Raw genomic sequence first — 16,811 nt, forward strand, 5'->3', positions numbered from 1 at the left:
CCCGACGGCGGGCCGGGCCGGGCACACGGCCCGGCCCGCCGTCGGCGTTCGCACGGTGAGCCGGGGCCCGGCTCCGGCCCCCGCGGGCGGAGCCGGGCCCCGGCTCACATCTCAAGCCCCTGTTCGAACATCACCTGACGGACCTCCACGCCGGTGTGGCGGGCGTCCGGGATCAGCCCGGCGAGCTCGATCGCGCGCTCCCTGGTCTCGACGTCGACCAGGTAGAAGCCGCAGACGAACTCCTTGGTGTCCAGGTACGGGCCGTCGCTGTGCGCCGGGCCGCCGCCGCGGACCCGTACGGTGGTGCTCCGCTCCGGCAGCGCCAGCGACTGCGTGGTGACCAGCTCGCCGGACTCCTTGATGAGCTTCATGAAGTCGCCGTGGCCGGCGTAGACGGCCTGCTGCTCGTCGACGGACAGGCCCTCCCAGAGCACCGGGTCCATGTGCATCACGAGCAGGTACTTCATGATTCTCACTCCTTGGGCCACGGCCCCCGGCCTTCTCCAGGGGTCCTCACAGGGGACGTCGGAGCCGACGGCCCGTTTTCGACACGAAAGCGCGCGGCCGGCCGTGGCGATCCACGGCCGGCCGCGCGGGGAGGAACGTCAGCGCACCAGTTGGGCGGCCCGGGGGCCGGTCCGCTCCAGCCACCAGTGGGCGACCAGCAGATTGACCACCCAGCCCGCCCAGTTGGCCACCTCCAGGAGTACCGGGAGGTCGAGCTTGAAGCCGGGGATGTACCCCATCAGCTCCACCACCACCCGGCCCCAACTCGTGCCGAGGGCCATCGCGAAGCTGTAGACCATCCAGCGCCGGTGGTCGACGAACCGGCGCTGCAGCGCGGCCCGCAGCCCGAGCACGGTGGTGAGCAGCCACAGCCCGCCCATCATGGCCAGGCCGATCCTGCCGCTCGGGGCGGTGGAGTAGGGCAGCAGCACCAGGGCCAGCAGGCCGCCGGGCAGGGCCCCGGCGAAGATGTACACCCGGCCGCTGATCCGGTGCACCGTCGGGTGGTTGCGGCGTATCCAGGGCAGGACCTGGAGGAAGACCGTCACCATCGAGATGTTGCCGAAGACGACGTGCCCCACCAGGACGGCGTAGTGCGCCGGGAAGGACGGGTCCAGGGGGATCCTGGCCTGGCCCGGGCCGCCGGTCAGGTACCGGGGGAAGGCGTACACCAGATTGAAGACCACGAGGACGGCCAGGGCCGTCACCCATGGGCTCTGCCACCAGCTCGGTGCGGTCGCGCCCGCTCCGGTGCCGGGTCTCGTGCGTTCCGGTCCGGCGGCCAGGGCCCCGGACGGCTTCGTGTTCCGTGTCACCGCTGATCCTCGACTTCCGTTGGGTCCGGGTGGTTCAGTGGTGGTACTCGCCGGCGTTGGCGTCCAGGCAGTGGCCGGTGACGGCGCGGGAGAGCGGGGACATCAGGAACAGCACGGCGTCGGCGATCTCGTCGGGCTCGGGGAGCCGGCCGAGGTCGAGGGTGGCCGCGATCTCGTCGTAGATGTCCTGCACGGTGACGCCGCGTTGCGCGGCCCAGTGGCCGAAGCCCTCGCGCAGGGCGTCCGCCCAGATGTAGCCGGGGGCGACGGTGTTCACCCGGATGCCCTGCGGGCCGAGCTCGGTGGCCAGGCTCTGGGCCAGCGACAGCAGGGCGGCCTTGCTCATCTTGTAGGCGCCGAACAGCCGCTTGGAGTGCCGGATCACCGCAGAGTTGATCATGACGACCGAGCCCCGGTTCTCGGCCAGGGCGGGGGCGAACAGCCGGGTGAGCCGCAGCGCGGCGTAGACGTTGGTCTCGAACCCGGCGCGCACGTCCGCGAATTCGACCTCGCCGAGGTCGACCAGCGGGGGCACCGCGAAGGCGTTGTTGACCAGGGCGTCGATCCGGCCGAAGGCCTCCGTCGCGGTCTTGACCAAGGCGGCGGCCGACTCGTCGTCGGTGATGTCGGTCGGTACGGCCAGTGCCCGGCGTCCGGTGCGCTCGACCTCCGCGGCGATCTCGGCGAGCCGGGAGGCGGTCCGGGCGGCGAGCACCACGTCCGCCCCCGACTGCGCGGCGCGCAGGGCGATGGCCCGGCCCAGACCGGGGCCGACCCCCGAGACCACGACGACCTTGTTCTCAAGCATCCTGATCCTCCAGCAAGTCCGGCTGTGCGTCGGTTGGTTCGATCGACAGTGCGTGGCGGAACACGTTCCGGGGGTCGTACGCCCGCTTGACCCGCTGCAGGCGCGGGTAGTTGCCGCCGTAGTAGAGCACCGACCAGGGCACCCCCGAGGTGTTGAGGGCGGGGTCGGCCAGGTCGCGGTCGGGGTAGCCGATGTAGGCGCCGTCGGTGAACCCGTCGGGGACGGGGACCCCGCCGGTCCCGGCGTGGACCTCGCGGTAGAACTCCCGGACCCAGGCGATGCAGGCCTCGTCCTGGTCCGCGGACAGCCAGAAGCCGCCGCTGTAGAGGACCTTGAGGATCGAGTCCCGCTGGGCCGTGGCGGTGGCGTCGGGGGCGACGGTGTTGACCCTGCCGCCGAAGCCGGCGACCACCAGGCACGACATCGGGTTGATGTGCTCCGGATCGCTCAGGTAGCGCCAGACCACCCCGAGCTGGTGGTCGGTGAAACCCTTGCGCAGGTAGGCGGCCTTGTCCTTGTAGCGCCCCTTGGGGTCGTTCGGGAAGCTGTACGAGGGCAGCCAGGAGCTCAGCCAGGGCACGACCTCGGTGACGTGCACCGACGGTTCCACCCCGACCCCGGCGCTGACCGCGTCGAAGTGCTCGGCCAGCACCTTCTCGGCGTCCGGCCCCTCGTGGTCGATCACCACGACCATCCCGAAGGCCCCGGAGTTCCGGTGGGTGACGATCAGGTTGCTCCACAGGCCGGCCGTCGGCGCGTCGGCGTCGTCGTGCTCCTCGTACCAGGTGCAGTAGTTGCGCAGCAGGGTGGCGAGGGCCTCCTCGGTCATGCCCTCCCAGGGCCACATGACCGTCCGCTTCCACACCCGGGCCGGAGCCCGGGGAAGCAGGAGGGCCGGGTCGGCCGAGTCGGCCCCCGGGGTGCGCAGCCAGAACCTGGTCACCACACCGAAGTTGCCGCCGCCACCGCCGGTGTGGGCCCACCAGAGATCGTGGTGCGGATCCTCGGGGTCGGCGCTCGCCACCACGGCACGGGCCCGGCCGGACTCGTCGACGACCACCACCTCGACGGCGTGGAGGTGGTCGACGACCAGGCCGTCGCGGCGCGAGAGGTGGCCGTAGCCGCCGGCCGTGAAGTGGCCGCCGACGCCGACGTCCAGGCAGGTGCCGGCCGGGACCGTCACGCCCCAGCGCTTGAAGAGGGTCCGGTAGACGTCCCCGAGCAGGGCGCCGGAGCCGACCTCGATCGCGCGCCGGTCGGGATCGTAGGAGATGCCGTTCAGCTGGGACACGTCCAGCAGGACCTGGACGTCGGGGGAGGCGGTGAAGTCCTCGAAGCAGTGCCCGCCGCTGCGGACCGCGATCCGCCGGCCGGTCGCCACCGCCTCGTCGACGGCCGCCACCACCTCCTCGGTGCCGGTCACCACGTGCACCTGGTCGGGCCGTCCGACGAAGCGGTGGTTGTAGCCCTGGACGAGGTTCTCGTACCGCGGGTCCCCGGGCCGGATCACCACCGGCCCGGTCGGATCAACGGTCCTGTCGGTCATGCTCGTTCGTCCTTCCACGGGCCGGACGCGCGCGGCGCCGGCTGTCGGGTCCCGGGGGTCCTGCGCGGGGGCCCGGGGGCCGCGCCCCGCCCCAGCGGCGCGGCCCCCGGGCGGGGGAGGTCCGGCTAGCCGGCCACCGCGCCGGAGCCGGACGTGGCTGCGAACAGTTCGGGGGCGACGTCCTCGGCCATGGCCCTGGCCGACTGCCAGGCGACCTCGTGCGTGGTGCCGACACCGCCGCAGAGCAGCACGAAGCGACGGAAGCCGGCGGACGTCAGCGCCTCCAGCTTGGCCCGGACCGTCTCGACCGAACCGACCAGGGCGAAGGGGTTGCGGAGGTAGGACTCCGCGGGGGCCTCGAACACGCCCTGCACGCCGGTGTCGCCCTCCTTCGCCAGCGAGGACAGCGGGCTGTCGGCGGGGTCGGCGCCGGCCATCCGCGCCAGCACCCCGCCGGCGGTCTCGATGTGCGAGACGAAGCCGTCGCGGACGAGCTCCGCGGCCTCGCGGTCGGTGTCGGCGATCACGGTGAAGCAGCTCGCCGCGACGTTCGCCATGGAGAGCTCGTGCCCGTGCTCCTTGCCGACCTCCAGGTAGCGGTGCAGGCGCGCGACCATCTCCTCCACGCTGATCTTCGACATGCCGCCGGCCGCCGGGTCGAGGTTCAGCCCGGTGAAGACGTTCCAGCCGCGGCGGGCCGCCATGGCGAGGGACTCGTCCGTCTCCGCCGCCACCCACAGCGGCACGCTCGGCTGGACCGGCCGGGGCCAGACGGTGACCTTCGCGACCTCGGCGTCCTGGAGGAAGGCGGTGTACGCGGGGGTCAGGTCGTCCTTCGCCACCGGGTGGTCGATCCGGTTGACGGCGCCGTCGATGAGGTCGGCGTTGTGCTCGAAGGCGGCCCGGTCGCCGCGCCGGCCGAGGCCGATCTCCAGCCGCCCGCCGGAGAGCACGTCGATCATGTTGAACTGCTCGGCGAGGTGCAGGGGGTGGTGCAGCAGGGCCAGGTTCACCCCGGAGACCAGCCGGGCCCGGGTCGTCCGCGCGGCGATCGCGGCCAGCATGACGTTCGGGTGCGGGGAGATCGACGACGGGCCGAAGTGCTCCGGCAGGCTGAGGCCGGCGTAGCCGAGGCGCTCCGCCTCGACGCAGTGGTCGAGGTAGGTCTCGTAGAGGCGGGCCCCGAGCACCGGGTCCCACTCCTCCGGCGAGCGCGATCCCGACGGCGCGTAGGTGAGGTTGTCCCAGTAGACGAACTTGACGCTGTTCGGGTCCTCGGAGAGTGTGCTCATGCCGGTGGTTCCCCTCTGTTCGCAAGGCTCGCAGTGGATGTGAATCAATCTAGCCAGGCGGCCGGAGGCCGCCATCTTCCAGATTGCCCGCGTGGTCCGGGCCGGTTTCAGACCGTGCCCGGGGCCTCCAACGACCTGGCCAGCGCGGCGGCGTCGGAACGCACCCGGCCGCCGAGGCGGGGGCGCTGACCGGTGTCGGAGTACTGCCGGGGCCGGCTGCCGCCGGTGCGGCGCAGCACGGTCATGCTGTTCTGCCGCAGCTTGCGGCTCTCCAGCAGGTTGAGCATCTCGAACTCGCCGGGGGCCATCCGCTGGGTGTCGGCGATGTACTCCAGGATCGCCTCGCCCTCGGGGTAGGTCATCAGGTAGTGCATGACCACGATCCCGCCGTCCGGATCGATCAACTCCCAGAAGTTCTCGAAGAAGTAGAGGCAGTCCCAGGCGTCCACCCAGGCGAAGTCGATCGGCCGGAACTCCTCGGGGAGGCGTCCGACGGCCCCGCGCATGTCGGAGTTGACGACGGTGACGCGCTCGGCGAGGCCGAGCTCGCCCAGCACCTCCGTCACCAGCGGGGCCGAGGAGCCGGCGTCCGAGAGGTCGTCGACCGCCACGAACCGCGGCCGGTACGGCTCGCGGTAGCCGCCCGGCAGCAGCAGCGCCGGCTCGCTGTCGATCCACGCCTCGTCCAGCTCCCGGCCGTCCGTGAGGTACGGCAGGGTCTTGCGGACCAGCGCCGCGGCCTCGGCGCCGGCCAGTTCCTCGGCCTCGGCCAGGGCCTTCGCCAGGAACGGGGTGGTGTAGCCCATGCCGACCTCCAGCACCCGGTGGGGCCGGACCAGGTGGATCAGCTGGGAGAGCAGCGGCGCCACCACCTCCGTTCCCATGCCCGGCACCCGAAGCCGCTCGACCGCGGTCCGGAAGCGCTCGTCGGGGATCGTGTCACGCGTCATCGCCGGTACCCCTGCCCTGCTGGTGCTCGATGGCCTGGTAGAGCGCCTTGATGTTGCCGCTGCCGAAGGAGCGGGCACCCATCCGCTCGATGACCTCCAGGAAGAGGGTGTTGCGGGGGTGCACGGACTTGGCGAAGATCTGGAACAGCTGCCCGTCGTGGTCCTGGTCGATCAGCAGGTTCAGCCGCTCCAGCTCCGCCACCGAGTGCCGCAGCGGGGTGAGCCGGTCCGGCAGCAGCCGGTAGTACGCCGGGGGGGTGCCCAGGAACTCCACGCCCCGGGCGGCGATCGCGTCGACCGAGCGCACGATGTCGTCCGTGGTGAAGGCGATGTGCTGCACGCCCGGACCGCCGTGGTCCTTCAGGAAGGAGTCCAGGTGGCCGGAGACCTCGGACGGGTCGGGGGTGATCAGGGTGAAGGTGACCGTGCCGCCCTGCACCACGTTGGTGATCATCACCTGGCCGTTGACCTCGATCCGCTCCGTGAAGATCGGTTCGAAGTCGAGGACCTCGCGGTAGAAGGCCACCGTCGTGTCCATCTGCCCCGGTTCGACGCAGATCGCGAAGTGGTCGACCTCCCGCAGGCCGCAGTCCGGCCCGGCCGGGCCGGCGTCGGCCGGCGTCAGCCCGGGCAGCAGCCGCTCGTCGCCGCCCGCCGGGCGCTCGACGAAGGTGTGGGCGATGTCGCCGACGCCCATGATCGTGGCGGTGACCACGTCGCCGTGCGCGACCGGCGCCGACACCGGCCGGGCGCCGCGGCGCACCGCCGTGGCGAAGGCCGCCCGGGCGTCCGGGACGCGCAGCGCGATGTCGGCCACCCCGTCGCCGTGCTTCTCGACGTAGGCCGCTCCCGGGTGGTCCCCCACCACCGGCCGGCTGAGCAGCAGCCGGATCCCGTTGGCGCCCAGCGCCACCGAGCGCAGCTCCCGCGCCTGCGGGGGCGAGCTCGCATACACTTCCAGGCCGTACCCGCGGACCAGCCACTCGGTGGTGACCGCCAAGTCGGCGACGTAGCAGGTGATGTGGTCGACGAGCATGCCGCCGAAGGTCTCCTGACCCGCGTCGAGGCTCATGTTCCGGACTCCTCGTCAGTCGTCGGGCTGCCCAGGGAGGCGCCCGGTGAGGCCGTTCGGCCCCAGATCCGTCCAGTGCTCGTTCACGTAGGCGAGGGCGGTGGTCCGGTCGGACGGCCCGTGCTCGGGCGTCCAGCCCGCCGGTACCGCGGCGTCGGCCGGCCAGAGCGAGAACTGGCCGCGCGCGTTGACCAGGACCGTGAACTCGCCGTCGTCGGCGTCGAAGGGGCTGCTCATTCCCGCTCTCCTTCCGGTCGGTCCAGCAGGCCCTCCAGGGCCGCCACCGAGGGAACGTCGAAGAACTGGGTGACGGTGAGCGGGATCCTCAGCTCGGCCCGGATCCGGCTGACCAGCCGCATCGCGGCCAGGGACTGGCCGCCGAGCTCGAAGAAGCTGTCGTCGACCCCGATCTCCGGCACCTCCAGCACCTCGGCGAACAGGGCGCACAGCTGCCGCTGCCGCTCGGTCGCCGGCGCCCGGCGGGTCGAGCCGGTCACCGGCTCGGGCAGCGCCCGCCGGTCCAGCTTGCCGTTGGGGGTCAGCGGGAGGGCCGGCACGCTCACGAAGGCCGTCGGCACCATGTACGCCGGCAGCTGCTCCACCGCGTGCGCCCGCAGCGCACCCGCCTCGATCCCGTCGGACTCCGGGACGTAGTACGCCACCAGGCGCTTCTCCCCGGACTCCGACTCCCGTGCCACGACGGCGACATGGGCCAGGCCGGGATGGCGCGCCAGTACCGCCTCCACCTCGGCGGGCTCCACCCGGAAGCCCATCACCTTGAGCTGGTCGTTGGCCCGGCCGAGGTACTCCAGCAGGCCGTCCCGGTCGACCCGGACCAGGTCCCCGGTGCGGTACATCCGTTCGCCCGGCGCGTCGAAGGGGTTGGCCACGAACCGCTCGGCCGTCAGATCGGGCCGGTTGACGTAGCCGCGGGCCAGGCCGCGGCCGGCGATGTGGAGCTCGCCCACCCCGCCGACCGGCACGGGCCGCAGCCCGGCGTCCAGGACGTGCAGCCGGACGTCGTCCATCGGCCGGCCGACGCCCACCGGGCCCGTGGCGAGGTAGGGGGCGGTCATCGGCGCGCTGGTGCTGAACAGCGTCGCCTCGGTGGCGCCGTACATCGCCCGCACCACCAGGGCGGGGTTGTGCTCCAGCACCCGCTGGACGGCCGAGGGGGCGATGACGTCGCCGCCGGTGAGCACCTCGCGCACACCGGCGAGGCAGCCCGGATCCTCCTCGGCCAGCACCCGGAACAGTCCGGCGGTCAGGTGGATGCCGGTGATCCGCTCCTCGGCGATCAGCCGGCGCAGGGCGTGCACGTCGAGGTCGCCCGGCGGGGCCACCACGATCCGCCCGCCGTGCAGCAGCGGCACCCAGAACTCGTACGTGGAGACGTTGAAGGCGTACGGCGCCACCATCAGCACCCGCTCGTGCCGACCATCCGCCCAGATCGAGTCCAGGGCCAGGCCGAGCGCGTCCCGGTGGGCGATCGCGACGCCCTTCGGCACCCCGGTGGAGCCCGAGGTGTGGATCACGTAGGCGAGGGCGTCCGGGCCGGTGGGGACGGCCGGGTCCGTCGCGGGGTAGCCCGCGAGGCCCTTCTCGCCCTCGACGACGACCACCTCGGCGCCTTCCGGCAGGCCCTGCCGGCTCATCGCCTCGTCGGTCAGCAGCACCGGCGCCGCGCAATGCTCCACGATCCGCTGCTTGCGCGGCAGCGGGTAGGCGCTGTGCAGCGGGAGGTAGCACCCGCCGGCCTTGAGCACGGCCAGGATCGCCACCACCAGGTCCGCCGACCGCTCCATCAGCACCGCGACCGGCGACTCGGCCCGCACGCCGAGTTCGCCCAGCCGGTGCGCCAGCCGGTTCGCCCGCTCGTCCAACTCGCGGTAGCTGAGCCGGACTTCACCGGACGACACGGCGATCGCGTCCGGTGTCCTGAGCGCCTGTTGCGTGAAATGCCCCTGAAGGGAAGGGGAAGCCACCATGCCCTCCGATCCTCATCGATTGGTTGTCGGTACCCGGATCAGCTGTCGAGCAGCCCGTGGACGGAATCACTCAGGTCGGCGAAGGAGGACAGATCGGGTACCGTCCACCCGTTCAGGTCGTACTCCGCCAGGCACTCGTCGACCAGGCCCTTGTAGGAGTCCAGCTGGCCGTTGGCGAGCTGGGCGAAGAGCAGCTCGATCCGGGTGTTCTCGTGACTGCCCGCGTAGTTGCGCTCGTAGAGCTCGTGGCGGCCGCCGAACTCGCTGCCGACGGCGTCCCAGAGCAGTTTCATCACCTTGACCCGCTCGACCGCGTCGACGCCGCCGGAGCCGCGGAGGAACCGGTCCAGGTAGGGCCGGATCTCCGGATTGCCGAAGTCCTTGGCACTGGAGTTGACGTAGATCAGCCCGCTGGCCACGTCCTGGAGGACGATCTCCCTGATCCGCGGGTAGCCCGTCTGCATGAACCACCGGTAGGCCAGGCCGTACTGGGAGTTGGGCAGCACCGCGCCGTTGCGCCAGGCGACCGGGTTGCGGGCGGCCGCGTCGGACAGTCCCCAGAACAGGTTGCGCCAGGCCAGCACCTCGCCGAGCCGGCTCTGCACCCCGCGGAAGTCCCCGGTGCCGGTGATGTCCAGGGCCTTGGCCAGCAGCCCGGCGATGAACTCCAGCTTCACCGCGAGCCGGGTGCAGCCGTGGAAGGTGAACCGCTCGATGAAGCCGGACTGGCCGGTGAACATCCGGATCTTCTCCGGCTGCCCGTAGACGAAGACGTTCTCCCACGGGATGAGCACCTTGTCGAGCACCAGGATGGTGTCGTTCTCGTCCAGCCGGGAGGAGAGCGGATGGTCGAACGGGCTGCCCATCGCCGCCGCCGTCGCGGTGTAGGACGGGCGGCAGATCAGCTTCATCCCCGGCGCGTTCATCGGCACGGTGGCCACCAGCGCGAAGGTGCGGTCCTTGATCGGCAGGCCGTAGTGCGCGATGAAGTTGTAGTGCGTCAGCGCGGAGCCGGTCGCGACCACCTTCGCGCCGGACACCACCAGGCCGGCGTCGGTCTCCCGCTCGGCGTGGATGAAGACGTCCTTGACCTGGTCCGGCGGCAGGGACCGGTCGACCGGCGGATGCACGATCGCGTGGTTCCAGTACAGCACCTTCTCCTGCGACTCGGCGTACCAGCGCCGGGCGTTGTCCGCGAACGGCTCGTAGAAGTCCGCGTTGGCGCCCAGGGTGCCGAGGAAGGAGGCCTTGTAGTCGGGGCTGCGGCCCATCCAGCCGTAGCTCATCCGCGCCCAGGCGGCGATCGCCTGCTGGTCGCCGACCAGGTCCTCCGCGCTGCGCGGGGTGGTGAAGAAGCGGTGGGTGTAGCCCTCGCCGCCGCTGTCGACCGGCGCGGTCAGCACGGGCCGGTGCCGGGGGTCGTGCAGGGCGTCGTAGAGCCGTGCGGTCATCCGGACCGGATTGTGGAACGCCGGGTGGGCGGTGACGTCCTTGACCCGATCACCGTAGAGGTAGATCTCCCGGTCGTCGCGCAGGCTCTCGATGTACTCCGCCCCGGTCAGCGGGCGAGTTCCGCGCGCATTGCCGGCGGTGGTTTCCCGGGCTTCGGCCATCAGACGCCTCTCCTTGCTGCCAGTTCACCGGACGGATCGAGACTGACAGCCCGGGAGCGGCGGTGGCTTCTCCCGACGTGCGCCGCTTGCGGACCCGGGCGGCCCGGGCGGTCCGCACGGCCCGGACTCAGCACGAGCGGAGATGCCCGCGGTCCGCCGCCCCCGGAGCATGAGCATCTGGATTTGCCAGGCCTGCGCAGGAGGGACTCCGGAATGAGCAAGCGAATCGACATCGACATCGTGGTGCCGCTCTACCCGTTCATGCCGTACTTTCTCGACCGGACGAGGGAGTTGGCGGAGAAGTTCACGGCCAACCATCCCGAGTACCGGATCCGGGTCAGCGGCGCCGACTGGCTGTCGGTGCCGCAGACGGTCCACGACGCCGTCCAGCAGGGCGGCGCGCCGACCATCGCGCAGTACTTCTACACGTCGACCCGGGACGCCCTCGACGCCCGACGGCCCGACGGGTCGCCGCTGTTCACCTCGGTCGAGCGGGCGATCGCGGGCCGCACCGAGATCCTCGGCGAGCCGGTCGTGCTCGGCGACGTGGCGCCCGCCGCGCGGCACTACTACACCCACGACGGCGCGGTGGCGGCCATGCCGCCGCTCACCTCGACCACGCTGCTCTACGCCAACACCACCCTGCTGGAGCGGGCCGGGATCACCGAGGTCCCGCAGACCTGGGCCGGGATCGAGGCCGCCTGCCGGGCCGTCGCCGCGCTTCCGGACGGGCCGGCCCACGCGATCACCTGGCCCAACCACGGCTGGTGGTTCCAGCAGTCGGTGGCCCAGCAGGGGGCGCTGCTGGCCGACCACGACAACGGCCGCTCCGGTCGCGCGGAGACGCTGTACCTCGACTCGGACGCGATGCTCGCCTACGTCGACTGGTGGCGCGGGCTGCACCGGGCGGGCCTGTACCGCTACCACCCGAGCCGGGTGAACACCGAGGTCGACTGGGACGGCAACTTCCGCGCCTTCGCCGACCAGGAGGTCGCCTTCGTGCTCACCACCTCGGTCGAGGCGGCCCGGATGGCCCAGGCAGGCCTGGACGGCGGCTTCGTCGTCCAGGCCTGCCGGATGCCGTACAACGACCGGGTGCCCTACGCGGGCAACGTGATCGGCGGCGACGCGCTCTGGCTGGCCGCCGGCCTGGACCGGGAGACCGAGGACGGCGCCCTGGCCTTCATGCAGTACCTGAACACGCCGCGCACCGCCGCCGAGCGGCACCGGGAGACCGGCTTCATCCCGGTCACCGGCGGTGCGATCGACCTGCTGGAGCAGGAGGGCTGGTTCGAGCGCAACCCGCACTTCCGCACGGCGCTGGACCAGCTCGCCGCCAACTCCGGTTCGCCGGCCGCCCGGGGCGCGCTGCTCGGGGAGTTCGCCGGGATCCAGGACATCCTGACCACCGCCATGCACGACGTGCTGGTCACCGACGTGGAACCGCGGGTCCGCTTCGCACAGGCGAACGCCGAGGCCCAGCTGCTGCTGGACCAGTACAACGACGCCTGCCGGGGCCTGCGCCCCCGCGGCCCGATCAGGGTCGGCTGACGACAGGGCCGACGGTCCCCGCCGCACGCGGCGGGGACCGTCGGCCCCAGTGGTTCAGGAACGCTCGGTACGGAGGTCCAGGGGCGCGTCCGGCGCGCCGACCAGCTCCCGCAGCACCTCGCGGAAGCGGTCCACCTGCTCCGCCACCGAGCTCTCGTCGTAGAGGTTGCTGTTGTACTGGATGCCCGCCACCACGTCCCCGGCCGGGTCGAGGTTGAGCGTCCACAGCGCGCCGTTGGGCACGTCCGAGCCCACCGGCTGCGAGGTGAGCCGGCGCCGCACCTCGGTGTACTCCAGGTCCCCGATCAGCTCCCCGTCCAGCAGGAACGGGAACGGGAAGACCTGGAAGACACAGGCCGCCCGGCCGTCCTCCAATGTCGGCAGCATCAACTCCGGTGCCTGGGCGAGGATCTGCCCGAACGGGATGTCGTGGGCGTACGCCTCCAGGCTGGTGGTGCGGATCCGGGCGACCACCTCGGCGAAGTCGCGGGACCCGGCGAGCTCGGTGCACAGCGGGAGGAAGTTGAAGAACGGCCCGACCGTGTGGTGGAAGCGGTCCTCGCCGCGGCCCGGCGAGAAGGTCGGCACCACCACCCGGGTCGTTCCGGAGGAGCGCGCGACCATCACCGCGAACGCGCCCATCAGCACCATGAACGGCGTGCTGCGCAGCGCCCGTCCGATCTCCACCGCCCGCGCGGTCAGTTCGGCGTCGACGGTGAAGCGGTGGATGGCGGTGGACTCCGGCAGGCCGGCCGACTTCGGCCGGTCGGTGGCCACCGAGTAGATCTCGGCGCCGGCCAGCTGCTCCCGCCAGAAGGCGCGTGATTCCTCCAGCGCCGGATCCGCCGCGTACTCCCGCTGCCACGCCGAGAACTCACGGTACGGCAGGGCCACCGGCAGCTCGGGCTGAGTGTGCCCGCGGCGCTCGGCGTAGCGGACGGCGAGATCGCGGATGATCAGCCGCACCGACCATCCGTCGGCCGCCGTGTGGTGCACGACGAGGGCCAGGACCGCGTCCTCCTCGTCGAAGCGGAGCAGGGTGGCCTTCAGCAGGGGGAGTTCCCGCGCGCTGATGGTGCCCGACTCCACCTCGGTGATCAGGTCCTCCACCGCCCGCTCGCGCGCCGCCGGATCCGCCCCGGTCAGCTCCCGCAGCTCCAGCCGGACCGGGGTCGGCGGATGGATCTCCTGGTACCGCTCGCCCTCGCCCCGGACGATGGCCGTGCGCAGGGCCTCGTGCCGCACCACCACGTCGTCCAGGGCCAGCTGAAGCGTCGCGGCGTCGACCTTCCCGCGCAGGCGCCAGCCGTGCACGATGTGGAACCGCGGGCCGAACGGCCCCTCGTCGTCGCCGCGGTCGAAGCCGCAGAGGAATTCCTGGTTGAAGGAGAGTGGCGTCCTGCTCGCCGGTGCGTTCGACTGCGGCTTTCCATTGGGGCTCATGGGGAATTCCTCTCACGGAGTCCGGGGCGAATTCGCCCCGGAACCGTAGCAACGGCCCCGCGGCCGTGGGTTCTTCGATCGTGCTGGCAATCCGGGAGATGCGCACCGGCCGGGCCGCGGGCCAGGCTGGCCGGGAAAGTCCATCCAGCGTCGGTGGAACGCCCGCCCGAACCGTAGAGGAGCTGCGCCGCAATGACGGTCGCCATGAACGCCGCAGGGTCCGGCTCGCCGCAGCCGCCCGAGCCCGGTCTGACACCCGGGGAGATCATCGCCAGGGCCGAGGCCATCGCGCCGCTCCTGGTGCCCCGGCAAGCCGAGACCGAACAGCGCACCTACTACGCCCAGGACACCCACGAGGCGTTCGCCGGGGCCGGCTTCTACCGGATCCTCGTGCCCAAGCGCTACGGCGGCTACGAGTTCGGCATCGACACCTTCCTGCGGGTCGCGATGACGCTGGCCCGCGGCTGCCCGTCGACCGGGTGGATGTACTGCCTCGGCGCCACCCACGCCCTGCCCGCGGCCTCGCTGTTCGACGAGCGGGCACAGGCCGAGCTCTTCGCCGGCGGCGACTTCATCTGCCCGGCCACCATCGTGCCGAACGGGAAGGCCGAGCGCGCCGAGGACGGCGGCTGGCGGATCGACGGCACCTGGAACTACTGCTCGGGCTCGCCGTACGCGACGCACTTCATGGGTCACGTCCCGGTGCCCGGCGAGGCCGGCGAACCGCCCGCGCCGATGCTCTTCGTCGCTCCGCGCGCCGAGTTCCGCCGGCTCGACGACTGGGGCGGCCAGCTGGGCCTCAAGGGCAGCGGCTCGCACAGCATCGTGATCGAGGACGGCCGGGTCCCGGACCACCTGACGCTCCCGCGGACGCACATGAGCGAGGTCGTCGTCGACGGGGGCACGCCCGGCTACCGGTTGCACGGCAACCCGGAGTACGGCGGCGGCTCGCTCAGCTTCATGCTCCTGGAGGTGGCCTCGCTCGCCGTGGGCATGGCCCAGGGCGCGCTGGACGCCTACGAGGAGCTGATGCTCTCCCGCACGACGCTGTTCCCGCCCGTGGTCACCCGCGCCGAGGACCCGGACTACCAGTTCTGGTACGGCGAGGCGGCCGGCATGATCGCCACGGCCGAGGCGGCCGTGCTGCAGGCGATCGCGCAGTGGCAGGAGCTGTGCGCCCGGGGGCCGGGCGCCTTCACCCGGGAGCACGACCTGCGCCTGGCCACCATCTGCCGCGAGGTGATCCGGCTGTGCTGGCACGCCGTGGAGGGGCAGCTGTTCCCGACGGCGGGTTCGAGCGCGGTGCGGCAGGGGGAGCGGATCGAGCGGGTCTGGCGCGACCTGTCCACCCTGCACAGCCACTCCGGGATCGGGGTCTTCCTGTCCGCGGTGACCACCCGGGAGCTGGCCCGTGCCCGGTTCGGCGTCAAGTGACCCGTCAACGAGCCGAGGAGCTCCTGCCATGACCGAGACCGAGCACGCCGTCGCGCTGCCCGGGGAGCGCGCCTTCGCCGCCGCGACCGCCGTGTTCAACCTGGCCGCGCCGGTCCGGCCCGCGGCGGCGGTGACGGTCCGCACCGTCGGACAGGTCCGGACCGCGCTGCGCCACGCCCAGCGCGCGGGCCGGTGGGTCCGGGTGCACACCACCGGGCACGCCGCCGGCTCGGCCCGCCCGATGGACGAATCCCTGCTCCTCCGCACCGAGCCCGCGGGCCCGGTCGTGATCGACCCGGTGGCCCGCACCGCCCGCGTCCCGGCGGGAACGCGCTGGGGCGCGGTGGTCGAGGCCGCCGCCGGGTACGGGCTGGCCGCGCCGCACGGCACCTCGCCCACGGTCGGCGTGGTCGGCTACCTGCTGCGCGGCGGGATCAGCTTCTACGGCCGCCGGGCCGGGCTCGCCGTGAACAGCGTCCGGGCGATCGAACTCGTCACCCCGGACGGCGAGTTCCGCCGCGTCTCGGCGACCGCCGACCCCGAGCTGTTCTGGGCCCTGCGCGGGGGCGGCGGCGGACTCGGCGTCGTCACCGCGATCGAGATCGCGCTCTTCCCGGCGGCCCGGGTGGTCACCGGCGCCGCCTTCTGGCCCGCCGCGCACGGCCCCGAGCTGCTGTCCCGCTGGCTGAGCTGGACCCGGGACGCGCCCGAGGACGTCACCACCGTGTTCCGGGTGATGAACCTGCCGGCCGTGCCGGAGATCCCGCCGGCCCTGACCGGCGGTCCGGTGGTGTGCCTGGCCGGTGTGGTACTCAGTCCGACCGAGGACGGCCTGGCGACCGCCGAACGCCAGGCCGCCGACCTGCTCGGCCGGTTCCGGGCCGTCGCCGAGCCGGTGCTCGACACCTGGGAGACCACCACCCCGCCGGCCGTGGTCCGCACCCACATGGACCCGACCGATCCGGTGCCGGTGGTGGGGGACCACCTGCTGCTCTCCGAACTCGGCGCGGACGGCGCGGAGGCGTTCCTCCGGGTGCTCGGCGAGGGCTCGGGATCGCCACTGGTCAACGCCGAACTCCGGCAGCTCGGCGGCGCGCTCGCGGTGCCGGATCCGGACGGCGGGGCACTGAGCCACCTCGACGCCGCCTTCGCCTTCACCGCCGGCGGCCTGGCGCTCGACCCGGCCGCGACGGCGGCGGCCCGGGCGCACTGCGCCGAGGTCCGCTCCGCCCTGACGCCCTGGGACACCGGCCGGACCGCGCCGACCCTGGTCGAGCGCCTGGAGCAGCCGCAGCGGCACCTGTCCGCGGCCGACGTCGAACGGGTGGACCGGGTGCGCCGCCGGGTGGACCCCGCCGGGTGGCTGCGCCACGACGTGCCGCCGGGGGCCTCCGCCCGCTACTGACCGCCGCCGAGCGCGCGCCGCCCGGCGGCCCCGTGCGCGCCCGCCCGAGCGCCCGCCGTCGAACCACCTGCTGTCGAAGCGCCCTCCGTCGTCCGTTCGGAGGGCGCTTCGGCGTGTTCCCGGCCGGCCGGCGCCCGCTGCCCGCCACTCGCCGTCCGCCGGCCCGCGACGCGCGGGCGACCGCGGCCGGGTATCCGGGCCGATCGCTCATCGCCCATCGCCGATCGCGGGCGGCGGATCACCCATTTCCGATCACGCCGCCGGAGATTCTTTCGGCGGGAAAACAATTGGCAAAAGCCGTTCCCGGCCGGTGAGCAATGTGAGAGATGCCTTTGCGGGCGTCCGGCGTTCATGCTCGTGCAGTAGACCTGCGAGTGAAGTGGGATT

14 protein-coding genes are annotated in these 16,811 nt (G+C 72.5%); 3 read left to right on the forward strand and 11 right to left on the reverse strand.

Going from position 1 to position 16,811, the window contains the following annotated elements:
• Nucleotides 1-104 precede the first annotated feature (104 nt).
• The 10 genes from ACZ6EM_RS23175 to ACZ6EM_RS23220 form a co-directional block, all read right to left on the reverse strand.
• Complete coding sequence (locus ACZ6EM_RS23175) at nucleotides 105-467, reverse strand: YciI family protein (RefSeq protein WP_401054893.1); 363 nt, start codon at nucleotides 465-467, stop codon at nucleotides 105-107.
• A 138-nt stretch (nucleotides 468-605) separates the two neighbouring features.
• Entirely contained in the window at nucleotides 606-1,322 is a 717-nt protein-coding gene (locus tag ACZ6EM_RS23180) for a DUF2306 domain-containing protein (RefSeq protein ID WP_401054894.1), read from the reverse strand.
• Nucleotides 1,323-1,356: 34 nt separating this feature from the next.
• The gene (locus ACZ6EM_RS23185) at nucleotides 1,357-2,130 is read right to left on the reverse strand and encodes an SDR family oxidoreductase (protein WP_359915586.1); all 774 of its coding nucleotides are present in this window, start codon (nucleotides 2,128-2,130) and stop codon (nucleotides 1,357-1,359) included.
• A complete protein-coding gene (locus ACZ6EM_RS23190) occupies nucleotides 2,123-3,676 on the reverse strand; it encodes an FAD-binding oxidoreductase (RefSeq protein WP_465773134.1) in 1,554 nt (517 codons plus the stop codon). Before ACZ6EM_RS23190 ends, ACZ6EM_RS23185 begins: the two co-directional genes overlap by 8 nt.
• A 125-nt stretch (nucleotides 3,677-3,801) precedes the next feature.
• Nucleotides 3,802-4,968, reverse strand: a complete 1,167-nt coding sequence (locus ACZ6EM_RS23195) for an LLM class flavin-dependent oxidoreductase (RefSeq protein ID WP_380553387.1) — start codon at nucleotides 4,966-4,968, stop codon at nucleotides 3,802-3,804.
• A 107-nt stretch (nucleotides 4,969-5,075) separates the two neighbouring features.
• Nucleotides 5,076-5,918 carry a class I SAM-dependent methyltransferase gene (locus ACZ6EM_RS23200; protein WP_401046534.1) on the reverse strand — a complete coding sequence of 281 codons (843 nt, stop codon included), beginning with the start codon at nucleotides 5,916-5,918 and terminating at the stop codon, nucleotides 5,076-5,078.
• Nucleotides 5,908-6,990: a 4-hydroxyphenylpyruvate dioxygenase gene (gene hppD, locus ACZ6EM_RS23205; RefSeq protein ID WP_380553393.1), complete on the reverse strand. Its 1,083-nt coding sequence runs from the start codon at nucleotides 6,988-6,990 to the stop codon at nucleotides 5,908-5,910. The genes ACZ6EM_RS23200 and hppD overlap by 11 nt, the downstream gene beginning before the upstream one ends.
• Nucleotides 6,991-7,005: 15 nt before the next feature.
• Nucleotides 7,006-7,227, reverse strand: coding sequence for an MbtH family protein (locus ACZ6EM_RS23210; protein WP_401046530.1), 222 nt, complete (start codon nucleotides 7,225-7,227; stop codon nucleotides 7,006-7,008).
• Complete coding sequence (locus ACZ6EM_RS23215) at nucleotides 7,224-8,978, reverse strand: amino acid adenylation domain-containing protein (RefSeq protein WP_465773135.1); 1,755 nt, start codon at nucleotides 8,976-8,978, stop codon at nucleotides 7,224-7,226. Before ACZ6EM_RS23215 ends, ACZ6EM_RS23210 begins: the two co-directional genes overlap by 4 nt.
• A 38-nt stretch (nucleotides 8,979-9,016) precedes the next feature.
• Nucleotides 9,017-10,591 (reverse strand): 4-hydroxyphenylacetate 3-hydroxylase family protein, encoded by a 1,575-nt coding sequence (locus tag ACZ6EM_RS23220; protein ID WP_401046525.1) that lies wholly within the window; start codon nucleotides 10,589-10,591, stop codon nucleotides 9,017-9,019.
• 213 nt (nucleotides 10,592-10,804) lie between these two features.
• Here ACZ6EM_RS23220 and ACZ6EM_RS23225 point away from each other — a divergent pair, with 213 nt between their 5' ends.
• On the forward strand, nucleotides 10,805-12,142 hold the full coding sequence (locus tag ACZ6EM_RS23225; protein ID WP_401046522.1) for an extracellular solute-binding protein: 1,338 nt from the start codon (nucleotides 10,805-10,807) through the stop codon (nucleotides 12,140-12,142).
• 54 nt (nucleotides 12,143-12,196) lie between these two features.
• Here ACZ6EM_RS23225 and ACZ6EM_RS23230 read toward each other — a convergent pair whose 3' ends face one another.
• The gene (locus ACZ6EM_RS23230) at nucleotides 12,197-13,585 is read right to left on the reverse strand and encodes a condensation domain-containing protein (RefSeq protein WP_401046519.1); all 1,389 of its coding nucleotides are present in this window, start codon (nucleotides 13,583-13,585) and stop codon (nucleotides 12,197-12,199) included.
• A gap of 192 nt (nucleotides 13,586-13,777) precedes the next feature.
• Here ACZ6EM_RS23230 and ACZ6EM_RS23235 point away from each other — a divergent pair, with 192 nt between their 5' ends.
• Both ACZ6EM_RS23235 and ACZ6EM_RS23240 read left to right on the forward strand, forming a co-directional pair.
• Nucleotides 13,778-15,019, forward strand: a complete 1,242-nt coding sequence (locus ACZ6EM_RS23235; RefSeq protein WP_452180938.1) for an acyl-CoA dehydrogenase family protein — start codon at nucleotides 13,778-13,780, stop codon at nucleotides 15,017-15,019.
• Between the two features lie 28 nt (nucleotides 15,020-15,047).
• On the forward strand, nucleotides 15,048-16,424 hold the full coding sequence (locus tag ACZ6EM_RS23240; protein ID WP_401047760.1) for an FAD-binding oxidoreductase: 1,377 nt from the start codon (nucleotides 15,048-15,050) through the stop codon (nucleotides 16,422-16,424).
• Nucleotides 16,425-16,811 lie beyond the last annotated feature (387 nt).

The organism is Kitasatospora sp. NPDC041917 (assembly GCF_055589745.1).

Coding starts and splice junctions, on each gene's coding strand:
- ACZ6EM_RS23215 (WP_465773135.1), bottom strand. CDS start 8,978: ATGGTGGCTTCCCCTTCCCTTCAGGGGCATTTCACGCAACAGGCGCTC.
- ACZ6EM_RS23235 (WP_452180938.1), top strand. CDS start 13,778: ATGACGGTCGCCATGAACGCCGCAGGGTCCGGCTCGCCGCAGCCGCCC.
- ACZ6EM_RS23230 (WP_401046519.1), bottom strand. CDS start 13,585: ATGAGCCCCAATGGAAAGCCGCAGTCGAACGCACCGGCGAGCAGGACG.
- ACZ6EM_RS23220 (WP_401046525.1), bottom strand. CDS start 10,591: ATGGCCGAAGCCCGGGAAACCACCGCCGGCAATGCGCGCGGAACTCGC.
- ACZ6EM_RS23195 (WP_380553387.1), bottom strand. CDS start 4,968: ATGAGCACACTCTCCGAGGACCCGAACAGCGTCAAGTTCGTCTACTGG.
- ACZ6EM_RS23240 (WP_401047760.1), top strand. CDS start 15,048: ATGACCGAGACCGAGCACGCCGTCGCGCTGCCCGGGGAGCGCGCCTTC.
- ACZ6EM_RS23200 (WP_401046534.1), bottom strand. CDS start 5,918: ATGACGCGTGACACGATCCCCGACGAGCGCTTCCGGACCGCGGTCGAG.
- ACZ6EM_RS23185 (WP_359915586.1), bottom strand. CDS start 2,130: ATGCTTGAGAACAAGGTCGTCGTGGTCTCGGGGGTCGGCCCCGGTCTG.
- ACZ6EM_RS23175 (WP_401054893.1), bottom strand. CDS start 467: ATGAAGTACCTGCTCGTGATGCACATGGACCCGGTGCTCTGGGAGGGC.
- ACZ6EM_RS23210 (WP_401046530.1), bottom strand. CDS start 7,227: ATGAGCAGCCCCTTCGACGCCGACGACGGCGAGTTCACGGTCCTGGTC.
- ACZ6EM_RS23190 (WP_465773134.1), bottom strand. CDS start 3,676: ATGACCGACAGGACCGTTGATCCGACCGGGCCGGTGGTGATCCGGCCC.
- ACZ6EM_RS23225 (WP_401046522.1), top strand. CDS start 10,805: ATGAGCAAGCGAATCGACATCGACATCGTGGTGCCGCTCTACCCGTTC.
- hppD (WP_380553393.1), bottom strand. CDS start 6,990: ATGAGCCTCGACGCGGGTCAGGAGACCTTCGGCGGCATGCTCGTCGAC.